Source organism: Flavobacterium alvei (assembly GCF_002920895.1).
Lineage (GTDB): Bacteria > Bacteroidota > Bacteroidia > Flavobacteriales > Flavobacteriaceae > Flavobacterium > Flavobacterium alvei.
Map to the genome: position 1 here is coordinate 193,596 of NZ_PQVG01000006.1, position 17,335 is coordinate 210,930.

The window sequence follows — 17,335 nt, forward strand, 5'->3', positions numbered from 1 at the left end:
TTGTTTGCTATTCTCTTTAAGCAATTCCAAGAGAAACATCTTGTGGAATAAATTTATTGATATACTTGGATTTCAATAGGTTGATTTCAGCATTATTCAACGAAATTACTTTGATAGGATAAAATAAAAGGCGAACAAATGGCACTTTTTGCAAGAATCTATAAATTAGACAACACAATATGATGTTTAAAATAAACAACAAAGTATGCAATACCGGATGATAAGATTTCATGTCAAAGACAACTTTATAAACATTTTTTATAAAAATATGATAGGCCAAAATAAAAAAACTCGCTTTAGAACAATAGACCAAAAATGAATTTAGAAACGGTATTTTTTCGATATAACGACAGAAATAAAGCACTGTAAAGACCCCAAGAAGAGATAATCCCAAAAGATAATGATAATTGAATTCGAGTCCAGCTAAGTTAAAATTCATTTTAATATCCAATTGATTCAATAGAAAGACGGACATAAAAAATAATACAGGGAAAACAATCATTGCCTTACTGTAAAAAAAAGCAGTTCCATCAAGAAAACGAGTACTGAATTTTTTAAAACCGTGGCCAATCAATAAATAGGTAAAGAAAATAGGAATATATTCAGACCAGTAAAATTTGAATTTAATTGTATTGATGAAGAATAAAACCAGAAAAAAAGCCGCCAACAGGAAATAATTTAAAGGTTTTTTAAATCCTTTAATCTCCAAAAATCCTTTTAGTGCAACCTGACCTAAAAACAGCGCTCCTATAAACCAGAAGGAAACATTTATCACATCAAAACTGCCGTGATAAAAGTATCGAGCTATATTAGCAATGTGTACAAAAACACTATTGAAAGTGAATGTATTTAAAGCAACTGCCTCAAAAATGATATTTAGTAAAGTTAAACTTAGTATAAAACCCAATAAAGGCTTGAGTAATCCATCTATTTTATGGCTTAAAAACTCCTTAAAATTTAACCGTTCGCTAAAGAGATAACCTGAAATAAAAATAAAAGTGGGCATTCTCAAAAATACGGCTACATTTTGGAACTTTAACAAATTGGGATAAATATCCGTAAAGTCATAGCGCCCCACTGTCATCAAAATAATACTAATTCCTTTAGCAATATCAAAAATCTGAATTCTTTTGTCCTTTTCTATCATAATCTTGACCTTTAGATTGATTTCTTAACTTACGTTATTATTTGATTTTGATAGACAAACCTATCTAAAATCATTCTTTCTTTTGGTTCAATAGTATATTTGGGGCTAAACAGTAATTCATTGTATAATAATGAATTAAATCTGATGATTATTGATTTTGCTAATCTACAAAACGTTTTTGAATAAATAATTTTAGTTTTTGATTTTTTTTGAACTGGTTTTTGGGATTAGTTGGAATCAATATTATTTGTCACGCTAGAAGTGTCTAGGATAAGTTCTCTCGTGTGTTGTGACGCTTCCAGAGTGACAATTGTATAAATCTATAGTAGGTTTGTTTTTGTTTGCTCAACTTTGAAGAGAAGGGATGGATGGCATCTTAAAAAACTATTTTACAAACTAGCTTTTCTCCATTTGTACAATAATAATCGTCTTCTATCATCAATATCATTGACTCTAATTTCAGTAACATCTTCGATTTTGAAAAGCGAAGTACCTAAATCTTCTCCGTTTTTGGCCACACAATTCAGGATAAAATCTTCGTCTGAAATGTCTTTGACAAATCCTGTAAAGTATTCATTTCCGTTGATTTCAATACTAGCCAATTGCTCTTTGGCTTTATGAAGTTGCAAAAGTGCATCAAATTGCCAATTTTCAGATTGATTTAACGAAATACTAAATTCCGAAGGTTTGTCTATAATGTCGGAATATTCGATGAGGCATTCCATCACTTTGGTGTAATCGTCATTGAAATCGATGTTCTTAATGTTGGCTACTTTTATAAAAATAATTCCATCTTGTTTTCCAAATCGTGTAAAATGTCTAAAACCGATATATTCTTCATTTATTTCGGTGATGTAACCTACAAATGAACCTTTGTCGGTATTGTATAACCATATCGAAATGATTTCTTTGTTTTCTTTTGATTTTCGCAATATCGAATTTAAAATACTGGTGCTCATACAGATTATATTTTTTTCTTAATTATTTCATTATTTACAAGCAAAAGTTCTTGATTAATCGTTTTGTATTCCTTTGTTTTTTTTGAGTTTTCTAAATCTTTTTCTGGAATCCAATAGGTTGGAAAAATTTTCTCTTTCTTTTTATAATCTTCCAACATATATCTTCCGGTTTGTTTCCACATTGTTCTAAGACTATTGATTTGCTTTTCTGAAAGTTGCGGAAATTCATTAGGATAATCGGCTTGCAATCGTGCCATTATTTCACGATGTTTTTTAAAATATTCTTCTTTATCGATAGTTTTCTTTTGGTATTGATCGAGTAATTCTTTCTTTTCAGGAGCGTTCTTTTTAATAAAATCACCAAACTCTGACGAAGCTTTTTTCCAATTGTCATTGTAGATTTTCAATTCTGGAACATTCTCCCAGTAAGGATTTACTAAACCTATATCAATTTTAGTCAATGCCATATGGTCAATGTCGCCTCTTTCGATTTGCTCTAAATAATGATTGACCAAAACATAATTTTGCTCTAGTTCCTTGACCGTTTTTAGATTGGACAATTCCTTCAAAGTATAGTTGGAATAATCCGAAATCTGGTCATTCTGAGTGTTGCCTTTGTACTTTTCGATAATGTCTTCAATTACTTCCGATGTTAACTCATAACCCGTTAATATGGGATAACCTTCCCAACGTACGATGCCATTAGTATCTATCAAAATACAATGTGGAATACCTTGTACTTCCAGCGAATTATACATTCTTCTTTCGGTGTCAATAGCACTGAAATATTCTATTTTAGGATTCGTAAGGCTTTGAACTTTTTCTTGGGTTTCGTCGCTAATGCCAATAACAATTAAGTCCTTTTCGAATTCTGTTCTGAATTTATTCAACTCGGGAATGGCTCTTCTACACGGTCCACACCAAGTAGCCCAAAAATCGATGAGTACAAATTTCCCTTTAGTATTAGGCTTGTCTGTAAGCCATTTTTCGACAACCAGTTTGGGTGCTTTTTGATTGATAACCGATTTTGCCCATAATTTTTTGTCTTGCGAAAAGGCGTTTATTACAAACAGACAAGTCAAAAGGAGTAAAGTGTTTTTCATTTTGGAATTTATTTTGGTTGGATTAATTATAAATCAATAAGAGCAACTTTGTTGGCACGAGCGAGACTTTCAAGCCCAATGTTATTAAGTTAAGCTTTATTTGTCATTCTTTTAAAGATCAATAAAATCGGACTCATTCAAAGTTATATTTTGAGTTGTTAATAATTCAGAATTACTTGCAGGAAAAGTAAAAACAGCTTGTTGATATTTTCCATTTGGTTTAATTCGTTGAAAGGTTAATTTTTGTATTTCATTATTTGTTATATAAATTCTTTTCAGAAACATTGTGTTACTAATAATTTCGGGATTTCTTAGTTGTCTTGTCGTTTTATGGTAAATGCTAATGGGTAAAATTGAAATAGAATTCATATTTATAGTTACATCGCAAGGATACAGTTTTATAAATTGAATGGAATTAAATACAAAAGAATCCCCCAGATTTTTAATTTCAACCGAATCATTTAATCCATAATAACTTTGATCAGTTGGAGAATTTTCAATAATTACTCTATAAGAAGAACCCTCTCCTGTTGTTGTAAATGTTATTTCATATTCTCCCAAACTGTTGGTATAAGTCGAATCTATATATTTAGAGAAATAATCTGTACTTCCTCCATCAGATACAAAACGATTTTTAAATTCTCCAATTTTCACTTTTGCATTTACAATTGGTGCACCAAGATAATTTGTTAGCGTACCTGAAACTTTAGTTTGAATTCCACTTTGAACGTTCTCTTTTTCACAACTTACCAATACTAATAAGAAAGAAATGCAGATTAAAATGTTTTTCATAATGTATTTTTTAAATTATTTATACTTAGTTATACTCTCCGAAAATTTAAAAAAGGTTTTCTTTTAAGGAAGACTTCGAGGAGCGGGGCTACCGGTTCTGTTTTTTTCATTCCTTTAATTCATAATTTGTACTTCTTCCTCCTGCAGTTTCTTTTTGCAGCATATTTTTGTCAATCAAATCATTTATGTCTCGTATGGCAGTATCTTTTGAGCATTTGGCAATCTTTGCCCATTTTGATGATGTCAGTTTTCCATCCAATCCGTCTAATAATTTATTTAAAAGTTTCTTCTGTCTTTCATTGATCAAAGTTTTGGAATGCTTAGTCCAGAAGTCGGCTTTGAATAAAACTTTAACTAATGTTTCATCGGTCGATTTTAAAGAATGTATCAGGCAGTTCAAAAACCAGCTCATCCATTCTGTTATATCAAGATTCCCTTTTTGTGTCTTTTCAAGTATTTCATAATACTGCTTTCTTTCCATTCGAATTTGTGCAGACATACTATAAAAACGTTGATTCGTTTTATCCGATTGTGCCAATAACATATCGGTCAACGCCCTTGTTATCCTGCCATTTCCATCTTCAAATGGGTGGACGGTTACAAACCATAAGTGGGCAATAGCTGCTTTTAGTACCAAATCAATAGTTGAATTAGTATTAAACCAATCTATAAACTGATTCATCTCTTTTTCGACCAATATCGAATCTGGCGCTTGAAAATGTACTTTCTCCTTACCCAAAGCTCCCGACACCACTTGCATTGCCCCAGTGGTATCTTTTCGCCAATCGCCAACAGTAATTTTATACATTCCGCTTCTTCCCGTTGGGAATAATGCTGCCTGCCAATCGAATAGTCTTTCGGTTGTTACTGGTTTAAAGCAATTTTGTGTTGCATCCAATAGCATTTCGACTACACCGTCAACATTCCTGTCCGACTCAACAGAACTGGCGATTTCCATCCCCAATCTGCGGGCGATAGAGGAACGAACTTGGTCAGGATTTAAATATTCTCCTTCTATTTCTGACGATTTTAATACATCAAGTGTCAATGTGTCCAGCAAGGCTTCACTTCTTAGGTCGAATCCTAAAGATTCCATTTTCCCTATGAGTCTTCCTTGCAAATTTCTCACCTCACTCAACAAACCAACTATTTCATCAGTATTCCAAGTGAAATTGGGCCAATTGTCTTTTTGATGGATAAAACGTATCATTCGTTGCATATTTTACGGCGAATATACACTTTATTCGTCGCATTTAAAAAATTATCGTTGCATTTTTTGCGTTGTTTAGATGAGTTATTCGTTGCAAAGTCGTGTTTTTATGCTTGAAGGTAAAGTAAATAATGCTTGTTTTATTTTTTTTTGGGGTTGGGTTAGTTTGTTTGTGGGGGCTGGTTTACTCTCGATTATGGGCACGGATTGCAAATCCGCGCTATCGGGGTATATTTAAAGCAAAACCTCTTTATGCCTTATTAAAACTAGTTGGATATTCTTCGGCTATAAGGTCTTCAATTGTTTTAATTCCTTCTGTAGAATTCATTTTTTCTAATAAAGCTAATGTTTCTCTATATTGCATTGCTTCTGGCAAAATTGTAAATTCAGCTTCAAATCCTAATTCGGCTATTTTTTTTTCAATTTCTTCTAAACTAACATTGAAAAATTCTTTTCTGTAATTTAACATATTTACTTTTTTATTAGAAAATGCTTTGTGAAGTTCATTTTCTAAAGTTCTCGCTTCGTCTGAGTAAATCATAGCGTGAACATCAAATTGAAATGGAACAGAAGCATCTCCAAGTTCTTTAACTCTATCAATTGGTTCAAGTCTTCTTGTCATACCTATTTTGTATACGTTTTCACCAAACGAACCAATATTAGAAATTATATAAACGTGTCCACGTTTTGTTTGTTGAGCCATTGACATTGCACGTTCTTTCTTCTCTTGTGCTAATAATAATTCTTGCTCTAGAATCAAAATTTTAGAATTAAGTTCTTCTTGTAATTCACCTGTAGCTTTTTCAACTTCTTTTCTTGCTTTAAGTAATGCTTTTTGATAAGTTTCTTCTTCTTTTTCAGCTTGTCTTTGAGCTTGCTCAAATTCACGTCTTGCTTTTTCTTCTTCTCGTAATTCTTCCTGAATAGCTCTCATTTCTTCTTTTTCTTCTTGGCGTTTTACTTGGAACTCATATTCAAGAGTGATTTCTTTTATTTTTAATTCAAGATATTCATAAGATATTATAACCGCACTTCCTTCTCCTAATTTATTTAAAGTTTCATATGATTTATGAATACGTTCTTTCATTTGATTAACGTTATTCCATTTCACTTTTCCAATTTGAGCATTACATTCCCCATTAAACGCACGAAGGATTAATTTAATAAACTTTTTTGTTGAGGCTTTACCTTTTGAAAGACTTCCATCGATTGTCCAATTTGTATTGCAAGTTGCGGCAGTTTCTAATTGAATCATTAATTTTTGCTCTTCAATAATTCTATTTTGTTCAGCTCGATAATCTTCTGATTTTTCAAAATCGTAAACAGGTTCATAAATGCCAAATTCTATTAAATCTAATTTTGATTCATATAAACTGACATCTTTTCGAAGTTGAGTATAAGTTTCGAGTGCCGTTTGATAATTTAGGTTTAATTCGTCAAAATCTTTTTGTAAATAATTTATTGATTGTTTTTTGTTCTCAATAGTTGAATTTAATTCAATTTCTTTGTCTAAAATAACTTTATTAAGTTCTTTTTCTTTTTCTGAAATCTCATTAGTTTTATTTTGAATTAGTAATTCTAATTCATTCTTTTTATTATCAACTTCGTTTTGAATATCAGTTATAGATTTAAACTTTTGAAGTTTTTCTTGAAGAATTCGTATTTCTTCAAACTCTTTCTTTTTTAGAAAATCGAATAATCCCATAATTAGAAATTTTGATAAGATTTTTATTTGTTTTTTATGCAATTTTAAATTTATTATCTATTAATCATACAATTATATTATCGTGATTAATTGTATAAATCATCAAGAAAAATTTTCCAAAAATCTATCGTTTTAAGTAATAAACTTTCAAAATCAAGTTCTTCACTATTAACGTCGTTGACAATAATAAATCTAGGAACATTATAATCATTTCTATCATAATCATATGGCGAAAAATCTCCCGATGAAACTACTGTTTGATCTTCTTTATTTATTTTACAATGTTTAGATCCATTTGTAATCATTCGCATATATTCCAATGCTAAACATTGCGTCTTCAGATGTTCCTGATATTTTGATAAACCAGATATTTTTTTCTTGCCTTCTTTTGAATCTTGGAATTTTGAATCTGTTTTGAAAAATTCTTGGTAAGTCCAATCAGTAAGATGCCAAGATGTAATTGCACAATTTATCGCATGTCGAGGATTAAGATGTGCTCTGTCAAAATCATTATATTCATCACGCAACTTTTCAAAAAAGTCTTTAGAATTTTTAATCTCAAAAGAATTGTTAGGATTAAAGTTTTCAATCATATTTAGATGTTTTTTTTAAAATCAAAAATAATTTATTGTAACTATGATAACCATCATTTTTTTTCAATCCCAAATATACCCATTTTATCCCATCTACAATAAATCCTACAATTAAATTTAAAGAAAAATTGCACTAATTCAATTTTTATCCATCAATGTAACACTTGTTACTGAACAAAAAATATCGCGAATATATCTTTGCCCCATAATCAAGAACAATCATTATGAGGAAAATCAATTTTATAATCATCATTGGAACGCTTTCCATATCAACTTTGGGTTTCGGGCAAGACACCTTGACGATTTCCAAAAAAGATATTGTACAAAAAGCCAACGACAAAAACCTGCAACTCCAGATTGCGAATCAAGCCTTCAAATCGGCACAAGCCGATTACCGACAATCCAATGCTTTGTTTTTGCCAAGCATCACGGCATCGCACACTGCGATTTCAACCACAAATCCCTTGATGGCTTTTGGTTCGAAATTGAATCAGGAAGTGTTGACCGCTTCGGATTTCAATCCCGCCTTGTTGAACAATCCTTCGGCAACCCAAAATTACGCCACCAAAATCGAGGTTTTGCAACCGCTGATCAACGTGGATGGTTTGTACGGAAGACAAGCCGCCAAGTCCAAAATGGAAGCCTTTCAATTGCAAACCGAACGCACGGGAGAATACTTAGCTTTGGAGGTCAACAAATCTTTTATGCAATTGCAATTAGCCTACAAAGCCGTAAAAGTTTTGGAAAAAGCCAATGCCACGGCCGATGCCAATTTGAAACTAATCGAGAATTATTTCAAGCAAGGCATTCTTCAAAAAACGGATGTATTGTCGGTGCAAGTTCGTGTTGGGGAAATCAAAAACCAATTGCAATACGCCAAAAGCAACGTGCAAAACGCTTCGGATTATTTGGCTTTTCTTCTGAATGAAGACAACACCAACAAAATTTATAAACCCTTGGAAGAGTTAGATAATACGATTGCTATTTCAAGTAGTAATGCAATTATTTCCGGCAATCGAAAAGACCTTTTGGCAATGGACAAATCATCTGAAGCTTACGCCAAAATGTACCAATCCAGCAAGATGAATTTCTTGCCCAGCCTGAACGCTTTTGGAAGTTACGAAATGTACGACGACAAACTTTTTGGCACCAATGCCCAAGGCTATTTGGTGGGCGCACAATTGTCCTGGAAAGTTTTTGATGGTTACAAATCCATCGGGAAAATGGAAAAAGCCAAAGCCGAATATCAAAAAGCGGAAGTGGAAAACCAACAGTACAAATCGCAAAGCCAATTGGAACTCAACAAAACGAATCGCCAGTTGAAAGACGCCGAAAACAAGGTAAATCTGGAAAAATTAGCCTTGCAACAATCGCAAGAAGCCTATAGAATCAGAAGCAACCGTTTCACACAAGGCTTGGAAAAAACCACCGATTTGTTGCAAGCCGAAACCCAAATGTTTCAGAAAGAACTGAAGTTGCTGCAAGCGGTTTTCGAATATGATTTCACGCAAGAATATTTGCAGTTTTTGACGAAGTAGAAAAAGGCAATAGTTAATAGTAATAAATAAAGAAATATATGAAAAAGTTAATCGCAATCCTTTCCATATCCGCAGTTTTCCTAACGTCTTGCGGAGGAGACAAAAAAGAATCCATCAAACAAGAACCAGCCATTGCGGTAAAAGTAAGCGGAATTTCTGCCAACAACAACAGTCCGTTTGTAACCGCCAGCGGAAAAATTGAAGCCGAAAACGCGGCCAATTTAAGCACCCGAATGATGGGTTATGTGACCAAAATTCACGTGAAAGTGGGGCAAAAAGTGGGAGCAGGGCAATTGTTGGTCAGCATCAACAACACCGATTTGCAAGCCAAAAAAGCACAAGTAGATGCCAGTATTTTGCAGGCAACAGCGGGTTACAACAATGCCAAAAAAGACTACGATCGTTTCGTGAATTTGTTCAAACAACAATCGGCTTCGCAAAAAGAATTAGACGATATGACCGCTCGTTACGAAATGGCAAAAGCTGGTTTGGAAGGCGCCAAACAAATGCGAAACGAAGTACTAGCGCAGTTTTCGTATTCAAATATCACGGCTCCATTTTCGGGAACGGTGACCAATACTTTTGTAAAAGAAGGCGACATGGCCAATCCAGGAATGCCTTTGGTGAGCGTGGAAGGCGCTACTCGTTTGCAAGTCACCGCAATGGTTTCGGAAAATAATATTGCCGCCATTAAAAAAGAAATGGCAGTGAAAGTTTTGGTAAAATCATCCAACAAAAATCTAACTGGAAAAGTAAGCGAAGTGAGTGCTTCGGCCACCAACACGGGAGGACAATATTTGGTCAAAATCAATTTAAACAAAACCGATGCGTCTGTGCTGTCAGGAATGTTTGTCAACGTGCAGTTTCCTGTTGCCAACAAAGTTCAAGTTGCCAAAACTGAAATGGTATTGGTGCCAGAAACCGCTTTGGTCAAACAAGGACAACTAACGGGAATTTATACGATAGGAACAGGGAATGTCGCCATTTTGCGATGGTTGCGAACAGGAAAAAACTTTGGCAATCAAGTGGAAGTCTTATCGGGATTGTCGGCCAACGAGCAATACATCATTTCGGCTGAAGGGAAGTTGTATAACGGAGCGACAGTTAGTGTTCAGTAATCAGTGTTCAGCAGCAGATTTGTGTTTAGAGGACAACTTTAAACTATAAACCTTAAACAATAAACAAAAAAATTATGCAAGAAGGTATTTCAGGTAAAATAGCCCATTTTTTCATCAATTCGAAATTGACCATTTTGTTGATGGTGGCCTTGATGATAATTGGCGTGTACAGTTCGTTCTTGATTCCAAGGGAAGAAGAACCGCAGATTAATGTTCCGATGGCCGACGTAATGGTGGGGTATCCGGGAGCGAGTCCAACGGAAGTCGAAAGCCGTGTGGCGAAACCATTGGAGAAAATTATTTCGAACATCAAAGGAGTGGAGCACGTGCACACGATGGCGATGAACGGTCAGGCGATGTTGATAGTCCAGTTTTATGTGGGGCAGGACGTGGAGCGTTCCTATGTGAAATTGTACGACGAATTGGCGAAACACGAAGATATGTTTCCAAAAGGCGTTTACAAACCAATGGTGAAAACCCGTTCGATTGACGATGTGCCGATGTTGGGATTGACGCTTTGGAGTGAAAAAGAAGATGATTTCCAGTTGCGCCAAATTGCCGAAGAAGTGACTTCGGAAATCGAAAAAGTGAAAGATGTGGCGATTACCAAAGAAATTGGTGGCAACAATCGCGAACTGAAAGTGATTTTGGACAAAGATAAAATGGCCGAAAACGGCGTGGATGCCTTGGGCATTATGCAAATGATTCAAGCCAATAACGGCAGTTCGCAATCGGGTAGTTTTGTGCAAAACGACCAAGAATATTTGGTTACCACAGGACAATTTCTATCGAATTCGGAAGATGTAGAGAACTTGGTGGTGGGCGTGAATAAAAATATGCCGGTCTATTTGAAACAAGTGGCAACGGTGCAAGATGGACCTTCCACAGCCAGAAGTTATGTATCTTTTGGGTATGGCAAAGCCAATGAAAAATTCAAAACTGCAAAATCCGAATATCCAGCCGTAACGATTTCCATCGGAAAAGTGAAAGGGGCGGATGCGATGAAAATTTCGGCTAAAATCATAGATAAAGTAGAGCATTTAAAGAAAACTTTAATTCCAGATGATGTTCACGTTGAGGTGACTCGAAATTATGGAGAAACCGCTTCACACAAAGTGGGAGAGTTGTTGCTTCACTTAGGTATTGCGATTATTGCCGTTACGATTTTAGTTATTTTGGCGATGGGTTGGAGAGGCGGTTTGGTCGTGTTTTTCTCCGTTCCGCTGACATTTGCTTTGACTTTATTTGCTTATTATTTATTGGGTTATACCTTGAATAGAATCACACTTTTTGCCCTGGTTTTCGTGGTGGGAATCGTCGTAGATGACAGTATTATCATCGCCGAAAATATGCACAGGCATTTCAAGATGAAGCGACTGCCGTTCAAGCAAGCGGCGATTTATGCGATAAACGAAGTGGGAAATCCAACGATTTTGGCCACGTTTACGGTTATTGCGGCTATTCTGCCAATGGCTTTCGTATCGGGAATGATGGGACCTTATATGAGTCCGATGCCGATTGGTGCTTCGATTGCTATGTTGTTGTCTTTGTTTGTGGCCTTGACCGTGACGCCTTATTTGGGGTATCATTTGTTGCAGGAAAAAGAGGAGCAAGAGCACAAACACGAAGCGGGAATGGAAACCAGCTATATTTATAAAATCTATAATAAACTGGAACGCCCATTATTGGAAAGTAACTCTAAAAGAAGAATCCTTTTGGCGGTAACCGTGGTGTTGTTGTTCGGTTCGGTTTTGATGTTTTTTACCAAATCAGTAGTCGTGAAAATGTTGCCTTTCGACAACAAAAACGAATTCCAAGTGGTGATTGATATGCCCGAAGGAACCACATTGGAACGCACTACAGCCGTGACCAAAGAAATTGCACAATATCTTTCGACCAAACCCGAAGTGGTGAATTACCAGAATTACATTGGAACATCTGCTCCAATCACTTTTAACGGATTGGTGCGTCATTACGATATGCGTGGTGGCAGCAATATGGCGGATATTCAGGTGAACTTGTTGCATAAGGAAGACCGTGATTTACAAAGTCACGATATCGCCAAAGCTATGCGTCCTGATATCCAAAAGATTGCCAAGAAGTATGGTGCGAATGTGAAAATTATTGAAGTTCCGCCAGGACCGCCGGTTTTATCGACTTTGGTTGCCGAGATTTATGGACCAGATTATAAGGAACAAATCAAAGTGGCGAATCAGGTGAAAACCATTTTGGAAAACACTTCGGATATTGTCGATATCGATTGGATGGTAGAGGACAATCAAACCGAGTACAAACTGGAAGTCGATAAAGAAAAAGCGATGCTCAACGGCATTGCACCGCAACAAGTGGTTGGGAATCTGACGTATTTGTTGAAAGAATATCCGGTTTCGAATTTGTATGACGAGAATTCCAATGACAATGTGGGCATCGTGCTTTCGCTGGACGACAAAGACAAAACAAGTTTGCAAGACATTCAAAGTTTAAAAATCAAAGGCAGTCAGGGGAATATGATTCCAGTGAGTGATTTGGTAAAAGTGGTTCGAGATACGTTGCAGAAAACCATTTACAGAAAAGACCAAAAGCGTGTGGTTTATGTAACCGCCGATATGGCTGGAGCCTTGGAAAGTCCGGTTTATGCGATTTTGGGAATGAACGAGAAATTGTCCAAAATGAACGTACCGAAAGGCTATAAAGTCAACGAATTGTACATGGAACAACCAACGGACGAAAGCGATTTTACCGTAAAATGGGATGGCGAATGGCAAATTACATTGGAAGTTTTCCGTGATTTGGGTGTCGCATTTTTGGTTGTAATCGTGATTATTTATATGCTGATTGTGGGTTGGTTCCAGAACTTCAAAACACCGATGGTGATGATGTTGGCGATTCCGCTTTCGTTAATCGGGATTGTATTTGGGCATTGGTTGTTGAGTGCCTATTTCACGGCGACTTCTTTTATTGGAATGATTGCTTTGGCAGGCGTTATGGTTCGAAACTCGGTTTTGCTGATTGACTTTATCGAAATCAGATTGAACGAAGGAGTCCCTTTAAAACAAGCCATTATCGAAGCAGGAGCGGTGCGAACCACGCCGATTTTATTGACAACTGGAGCAGTAGTTATTGGTGCTTCCATTATTCTATTCGATCCGATTTTTCAAGGATTGGCGATTTCGTTAGTTTTTGGAGCGGTTGTTTCGACCGTTTTGACCTTGCTGGTCGTGCCGATAATTTATTACATCACGGAGAGGAAAAAATGGGAGAAATAAAAATTAGTTTCAAGTTTAAGGTTCCAAGTTTTAGACACCTTAAACTTTTAAACTCTTAAACCTTTAAACTTAAAAAAATATGAAATTACTACTAATAACCGCAGTCAAGGAATTTGAAAAAGACATCAAACTGATGCTTAAAAAGGCTGGAGTTAAATCCTTTTCTTATAAAGACGTAAATGGATTCAAGGACAATTCCGAAGACGCTTTAGAAGCCAATTGGTTTGCTGCCAATGAGCAAGAAATGGAATCGGTTTTGTTTTATGCCTTTGTTCACAAAGATAAAGTAGATGGACTGTTTGAAATGGTCAAAGAATTTAACAAAGAACAAGAAACGATGTCGCATATCCATATTGCTGTGCTTAACATCGAAAAAACGAATTAACCAAAAACACATATATTATGAAAAACAGATTCGTCAGAGGAATTGCAGGAATTTTTATCCTGACCAGCCTATTATTGGCAATTTATGTCAACCAAAACTGGTTGTGGTTTACCGCTTTTGTGGGAGCCAATTTATTACAATCATCCCTCACCAAGTGGTGTTTGATGGACGATATTTTGAAAAAATTAGGCGTTAAAGATTAAATTATTTGTTCTAACTTTAATTTACTCCGAAGAGGATGTTTTAATTAGCATCCTCTTTTTATTTATAACATTCCTTTTCTTGTTTTGACTTCAAACAGTTATGGTTAATAGTCAGTTCACTATTTCGCTTTAAGTTTTTGGATAAAAAAAACCGAAACAAAGTCTCGGTTTAAATAGAAATCTATTTTTTTTTAATACTAAAACAACATTTTTGCCAAAGCAGATGTTGATGAAGCTGATTTTGGCAAGATACCCAAAAGCGCTGTGTATTGTTCAGGTTTAATAAGTCCTTTCATTTTTGAAGTAAAACCATTGCTGATTCCTAACATTTTAGACGCATAACCTGCTTTGTCTGAAAGTGCAGTCGGTAAAATGCTTTTCTTTTTGTTTAAAGTTTCATTTACTAATGAATTTACCAATGGTTTTTGGGCATCGGTCAATTTTAATTTTGGCGAAATAACTCCCATTACTTGATTTGAAATTCCAGCAACATCAAAAGAGTTTGCTGCTGCAGAAGTGGCTTGTTGAGTAGCGCTTGAAGTAGCTGCTTTTGTAAGCGTTCCGATACTTTGTGCATTCGAATAGGCAAATCCGCCTAAAAGCATAGATAAAATAATCAGTTTCTTTTTCATGAGGTTTAGTTTATAATTTTTTATAAATGTATTAAATTTTGTAATATTTCTGCGGTCACCTAAAATAAATAAATGGCTACTGATAAACAATCTAACAATTCGAATTAGGAATGTTATTTTTTTATACTTTTGAAACACAATAAAAAATAATCCCAATGACTTTTGACAGAAAAAATCTCACCAACGAGCAATTGTTGTATTTGTACACCAGTTTACTAATGCCGCGGTTAATCGAGGAAAAAATGCTCATTCTCATTCGTCAAGGAAAGGTATCGAAATGGTTTTCTGGCATTGGTCAAGAAGCTATTGCTGTTGGTGTTACAGCTGTTTTGGATGCCGATGAATATATTTTACCTATGCATCGCAATTTGGGTGTATTCACAGGACGAAATATTCCGATGCACCGACTTTTTTCGCAATGGCAAGGCAAAGCCGATGGTTTTACTAAAGGTCGGGACAGAAGTTTTCATTTTGGTACACAAGAATTCAAAATTATTGGAATGATTTCGCATCTCGGGCCACAATTGGGGATTGCTGATGGAATTGCTTTGGCCAATAAATTAAATCAAAACGGAAAAGTAACAGCTGTTTTTACGGGTGAAGGAGCTACATCCGAAGGTGATTTTCACGAAGCGCTGAATATTGCAGCCGTTTGGGAATTGCCTGTATTATTCATTGTTGAAAATAACGGTTACGGACTTTCGACTCCTACAAATGAGCAGTTTCGTTGTGAAAATATAGCCGACAAAGGAGTGGGGTATGGTATAGAAAGTCATATTATTGACGGGAATAATATTCTTGAAGTGTATCATAAATTATCGGAATTGAAAGCTTCGATGGTCAAAAATCCTCGTCCTGTTTTATTAGAATTCAAGACTTTCAGAATGCGAGGACACGAAGAGGCGAGTGGCAGTAAATATGTTCCTCAAGAACTTATTGCTGTTTGGGCTACCAAAGATCCAGTAGAAAATTACAGGAAATTTTTATCTGAAAACGAAATTCTTTCTGATGATTTAGATGCTCTTTTGCATACCGAAATCAAAGCAGCAATTGATGAAAATTGGGCTCTTGCCAATACCGAATCTGAAATAGAAGCTACTTATGACGATGAATTAAATGATGTTTACAAACCATTTCAATTTCAAGAAGTTATTCCTTCAGAAGAAACCAAAAATATTCGATTTATTGATGCCGTTTCCAATGCTTTGAAACAATCGATGGAACGACACCATAACTTGGTTATTATGGGTCAGGACATCGCCGAATATGGTGGTGCTTTCAAGATTACCGAAGGTTTTGTCGAGCAGTTTGGCAAAGAACGCGTTCGCAATACACCCATTTGCGAAAGCGCCGTAGTTTCGGCAGCAATGGGTTTGTCTATCAATGGATATAAGGCGATTGTCGAAATGCAATTTGCCGATTTTGTTTCTACCGGATTCAATCCGATTGTGAATTTATTAGCCAAAACGCATTATCGTTGGCAAGAAAAAGCCGATGTTGTGGTTCGAATGCCTTGTGGTGCAGGAACACAAGCAGGCCCTTTTCATTCGCAAACTAATGAAGCTTGGTTTACAAAAACACCCGGTTTAAAGGTAGTTTACCCTGCGTTTCCCTATGATGCTAAAGGTTTGCTAAACGAATCCATAAACGATCCGAATCCTGTGTTGTTTTTTGAACACAAACAATTGTACCGAAGCATTCATCAAGAGGTGCCAACGAATTATTACACAATTCCGTTGGGGAAAGCTGCCTTGTTGAAGGAAGGAAACCAAGTTACGATTATTGCTTATGGAGCTGCTGTGCATTGGGCATTGGACACTTTGGATAAAAATCCTGAAATATCAGCAGATGTTTTGGATTTAAGAACCTTACAGCCTTTAGATACTGAAGCTATTTATACTTCGGTGAAGAAAACAGGACGAGCTATTATTTTGCAAGAAGACTCTATGTTTGGCGGAATAGCCAGCGATATTTCGGCCTTAATTATGGAAAATTGTTTCCAATATCTCGATGCTCCTGTAAAACGCGTGGCAAGTTTAGACAGTCCCATTCCGTTTACCAAAGCCTTGGAAGACCAATATTTGCCGAAAGGACGATTTGAGGCAGCGTTGCTGGAATTGTTGGAGTATTAGGAGTTGTTTTTGAACTTCTACTTTTATAAATCCAAATTTACGAACAAAAATAAACCTCGCTTAAATGTGCTTAAACGAGGTTTGTTTATGGTTTTATTTTGATTCTGACACTTTTTTGGAGGTTGTGCAATCACCCTTTTTTCTATTTTATTTTGTTTACTTTTTCTTCGGTTATAATTTGATTACTTTCAATAACTTTCACGGTTGGTGGTTCAGAAAATTCAAACTCTTTTAATTCAAAAATTAGTTGGTTAAAATCTTCCGATGTCGCAACAATCACATCATCAAGTCCAATTACATCTCCACTTTTAATTTTTGCTTTCACGCTTCTTGCTTCATTTTCTTCAAGTGTTATCAAGTAGCTCAACGCTTTTCTATGAACATATTTTAGTGCAATTGCTTCTAAATCTGCTTGTTTATATCTTTCTCTTAGACTTGTTTTAACACTCCAACAAATTGGACCTCGTTCAGTTGTGTAAAACATTAAATCATAAATTACATTTGGAACAAATGCAACTTTTGCACTCAAGTAAAGAGGTTAAAACAATGATT

At 35.5% G+C, this 17,335-nt stretch carries 15 protein-coding genes; 6 read left to right on the top strand and 9 right to left on the bottom strand.

Annotated elements, in window-relative coordinates:
• Window positions 1-16: 16 nt before the first annotated feature.
• The 7 genes from C3L50_RS11760 to C3L50_RS11790 form a co-directional block, all read right to left on the bottom strand.
• Window positions 17-1,147, bottom strand: coding sequence for an acyltransferase family protein (locus tag C3L50_RS11760; protein WP_103806375.1), 1,131 nt, complete (start codon window positions 1,145-1,147; stop codon window positions 17-19).
• 389 nt (window positions 1,148-1,536) lie between these two features.
• The gene (locus C3L50_RS11765; protein ID WP_103806376.1) at window positions 1,537-2,106 is read right to left on the bottom strand and encodes a hypothetical protein; all 570 of its coding nucleotides are present in this window, start codon (window positions 2,104-2,106) and stop codon (window positions 1,537-1,539) included.
• 5 nt (window positions 2,107-2,111) lie between these two features.
• Window positions 2,112-3,209, bottom strand: a complete 1,098-nt coding sequence (locus C3L50_RS11770; RefSeq protein WP_103806377.1) for a TlpA family protein disulfide reductase — start codon at window positions 3,207-3,209, stop codon at window positions 2,112-2,114.
• A 111-nt stretch (window positions 3,210-3,320) separates the two neighbouring features.
• Window positions 3,321-4,001, bottom strand: coding sequence for a peptidase associated/transthyretin-like domain-containing protein (locus tag C3L50_RS11775; protein ID WP_103806378.1), 681 nt, complete (start codon window positions 3,999-4,001; stop codon window positions 3,321-3,323).
• Window positions 4,002-4,107: 106 nt separating this feature from the next.
• Window positions 4,108-5,211: a Fic family protein gene (locus tag C3L50_RS11780; RefSeq protein ID WP_103806487.1), complete on the bottom strand. Its 1,104-nt coding sequence runs from the start codon at window positions 5,209-5,211 to the stop codon at window positions 4,108-4,110.
• A 250-nt stretch (window positions 5,212-5,461) separates the two neighbouring features.
• Window positions 5,462-6,916 carry a DUF4041 domain-containing protein gene (locus C3L50_RS11785; protein WP_103806379.1) on the bottom strand — a complete coding sequence of 485 codons (1,455 nt, stop codon included), beginning with the start codon at window positions 6,914-6,916 and terminating at the stop codon, window positions 5,462-5,464.
• Between the two features lie 86 nt (window positions 6,917-7,002).
• A complete protein-coding gene (locus C3L50_RS11790; protein WP_103806380.1) occupies window positions 7,003-7,509 on the bottom strand; it encodes a hypothetical protein in 507 nt (168 codons plus the stop codon).
• Window positions 7,510-7,733: 224 nt separating this feature from the next.
• Between C3L50_RS11790 and C3L50_RS11795 the strand changes: the two genes are divergently transcribed.
• The 5 genes from C3L50_RS11795 to C3L50_RS11815 all read left to right on the top strand — a co-directional run bounded on the left by C3L50_RS11795 (window position 7,734) and on the right by C3L50_RS11815 (window position 14,019).
• Window positions 7,734-9,047: a TolC family protein gene (locus tag C3L50_RS11795; protein ID WP_103806381.1), complete on the top strand. Its 1,314-nt coding sequence runs from the start codon at window positions 7,734-7,736 to the stop codon at window positions 9,045-9,047.
• Window positions 9,048-9,085: 38 nt separating this feature from the next.
• Window positions 9,086-10,165 (top strand): efflux RND transporter periplasmic adaptor subunit, encoded by a 1,080-nt coding sequence (locus tag C3L50_RS11800; RefSeq protein ID WP_103806382.1) that lies wholly within the window; start codon window positions 9,086-9,088, stop codon window positions 10,163-10,165.
• Between the two features lie 74 nt (window positions 10,166-10,239).
• On the top strand, window positions 10,240-13,431 hold the full coding sequence (locus C3L50_RS11805; RefSeq protein WP_103806383.1) for an efflux RND transporter permease subunit: 3,192 nt from the start codon (window positions 10,240-10,242) through the stop codon (window positions 13,429-13,431).
• 79 nt (window positions 13,432-13,510) lie between these two features.
• Window positions 13,511-13,816: a hypothetical protein gene (locus tag C3L50_RS11810; RefSeq protein ID WP_103806384.1), complete on the top strand. Its 306-nt coding sequence runs from the start codon at window positions 13,511-13,513 to the stop codon at window positions 13,814-13,816.
• Window positions 13,817-13,833: 17 nt separating this feature from the next.
• Window positions 13,834-14,019: a YgaP family membrane protein gene (locus C3L50_RS11815; protein ID WP_103806385.1), complete on the top strand. Its 186-nt coding sequence runs from the start codon at window positions 13,834-13,836 to the stop codon at window positions 14,017-14,019.
• Window positions 14,020-14,216: 197 nt separating this feature from the next.
• Here C3L50_RS11815 and C3L50_RS11820 read toward each other — a convergent pair whose 3' ends face one another.
• The gene (locus C3L50_RS11820) at window positions 14,217-14,651 is read right to left on the bottom strand and encodes a hypothetical protein (RefSeq protein ID WP_103806386.1); all 435 of its coding nucleotides are present in this window, start codon (window positions 14,649-14,651) and stop codon (window positions 14,217-14,219) included.
• A 155-nt stretch (window positions 14,652-14,806) separates the two neighbouring features.
• Between C3L50_RS11820 and C3L50_RS11825 the strand changes: the two genes are divergently transcribed.
• Window positions 14,807-16,783: an alpha-ketoacid dehydrogenase subunit alpha/beta gene (locus tag C3L50_RS11825; RefSeq protein ID WP_103806387.1), complete on the top strand. Its 1,977-nt coding sequence runs from the start codon at window positions 14,807-14,809 to the stop codon at window positions 16,781-16,783.
• 142 nt (window positions 16,784-16,925) lie between these two features.
• On the opposite strand, the gene C3L50_RS11830 is transcribed toward C3L50_RS11825, so the two are convergent.
• Window positions 16,926-17,312 (bottom strand): hypothetical protein, encoded by a 387-nt coding sequence (locus tag C3L50_RS11830; RefSeq protein WP_243400374.1) that lies wholly within the window; start codon window positions 17,310-17,312, stop codon window positions 16,926-16,928.
• Window positions 17,313-17,335: the final 23 nt, after the last annotated feature.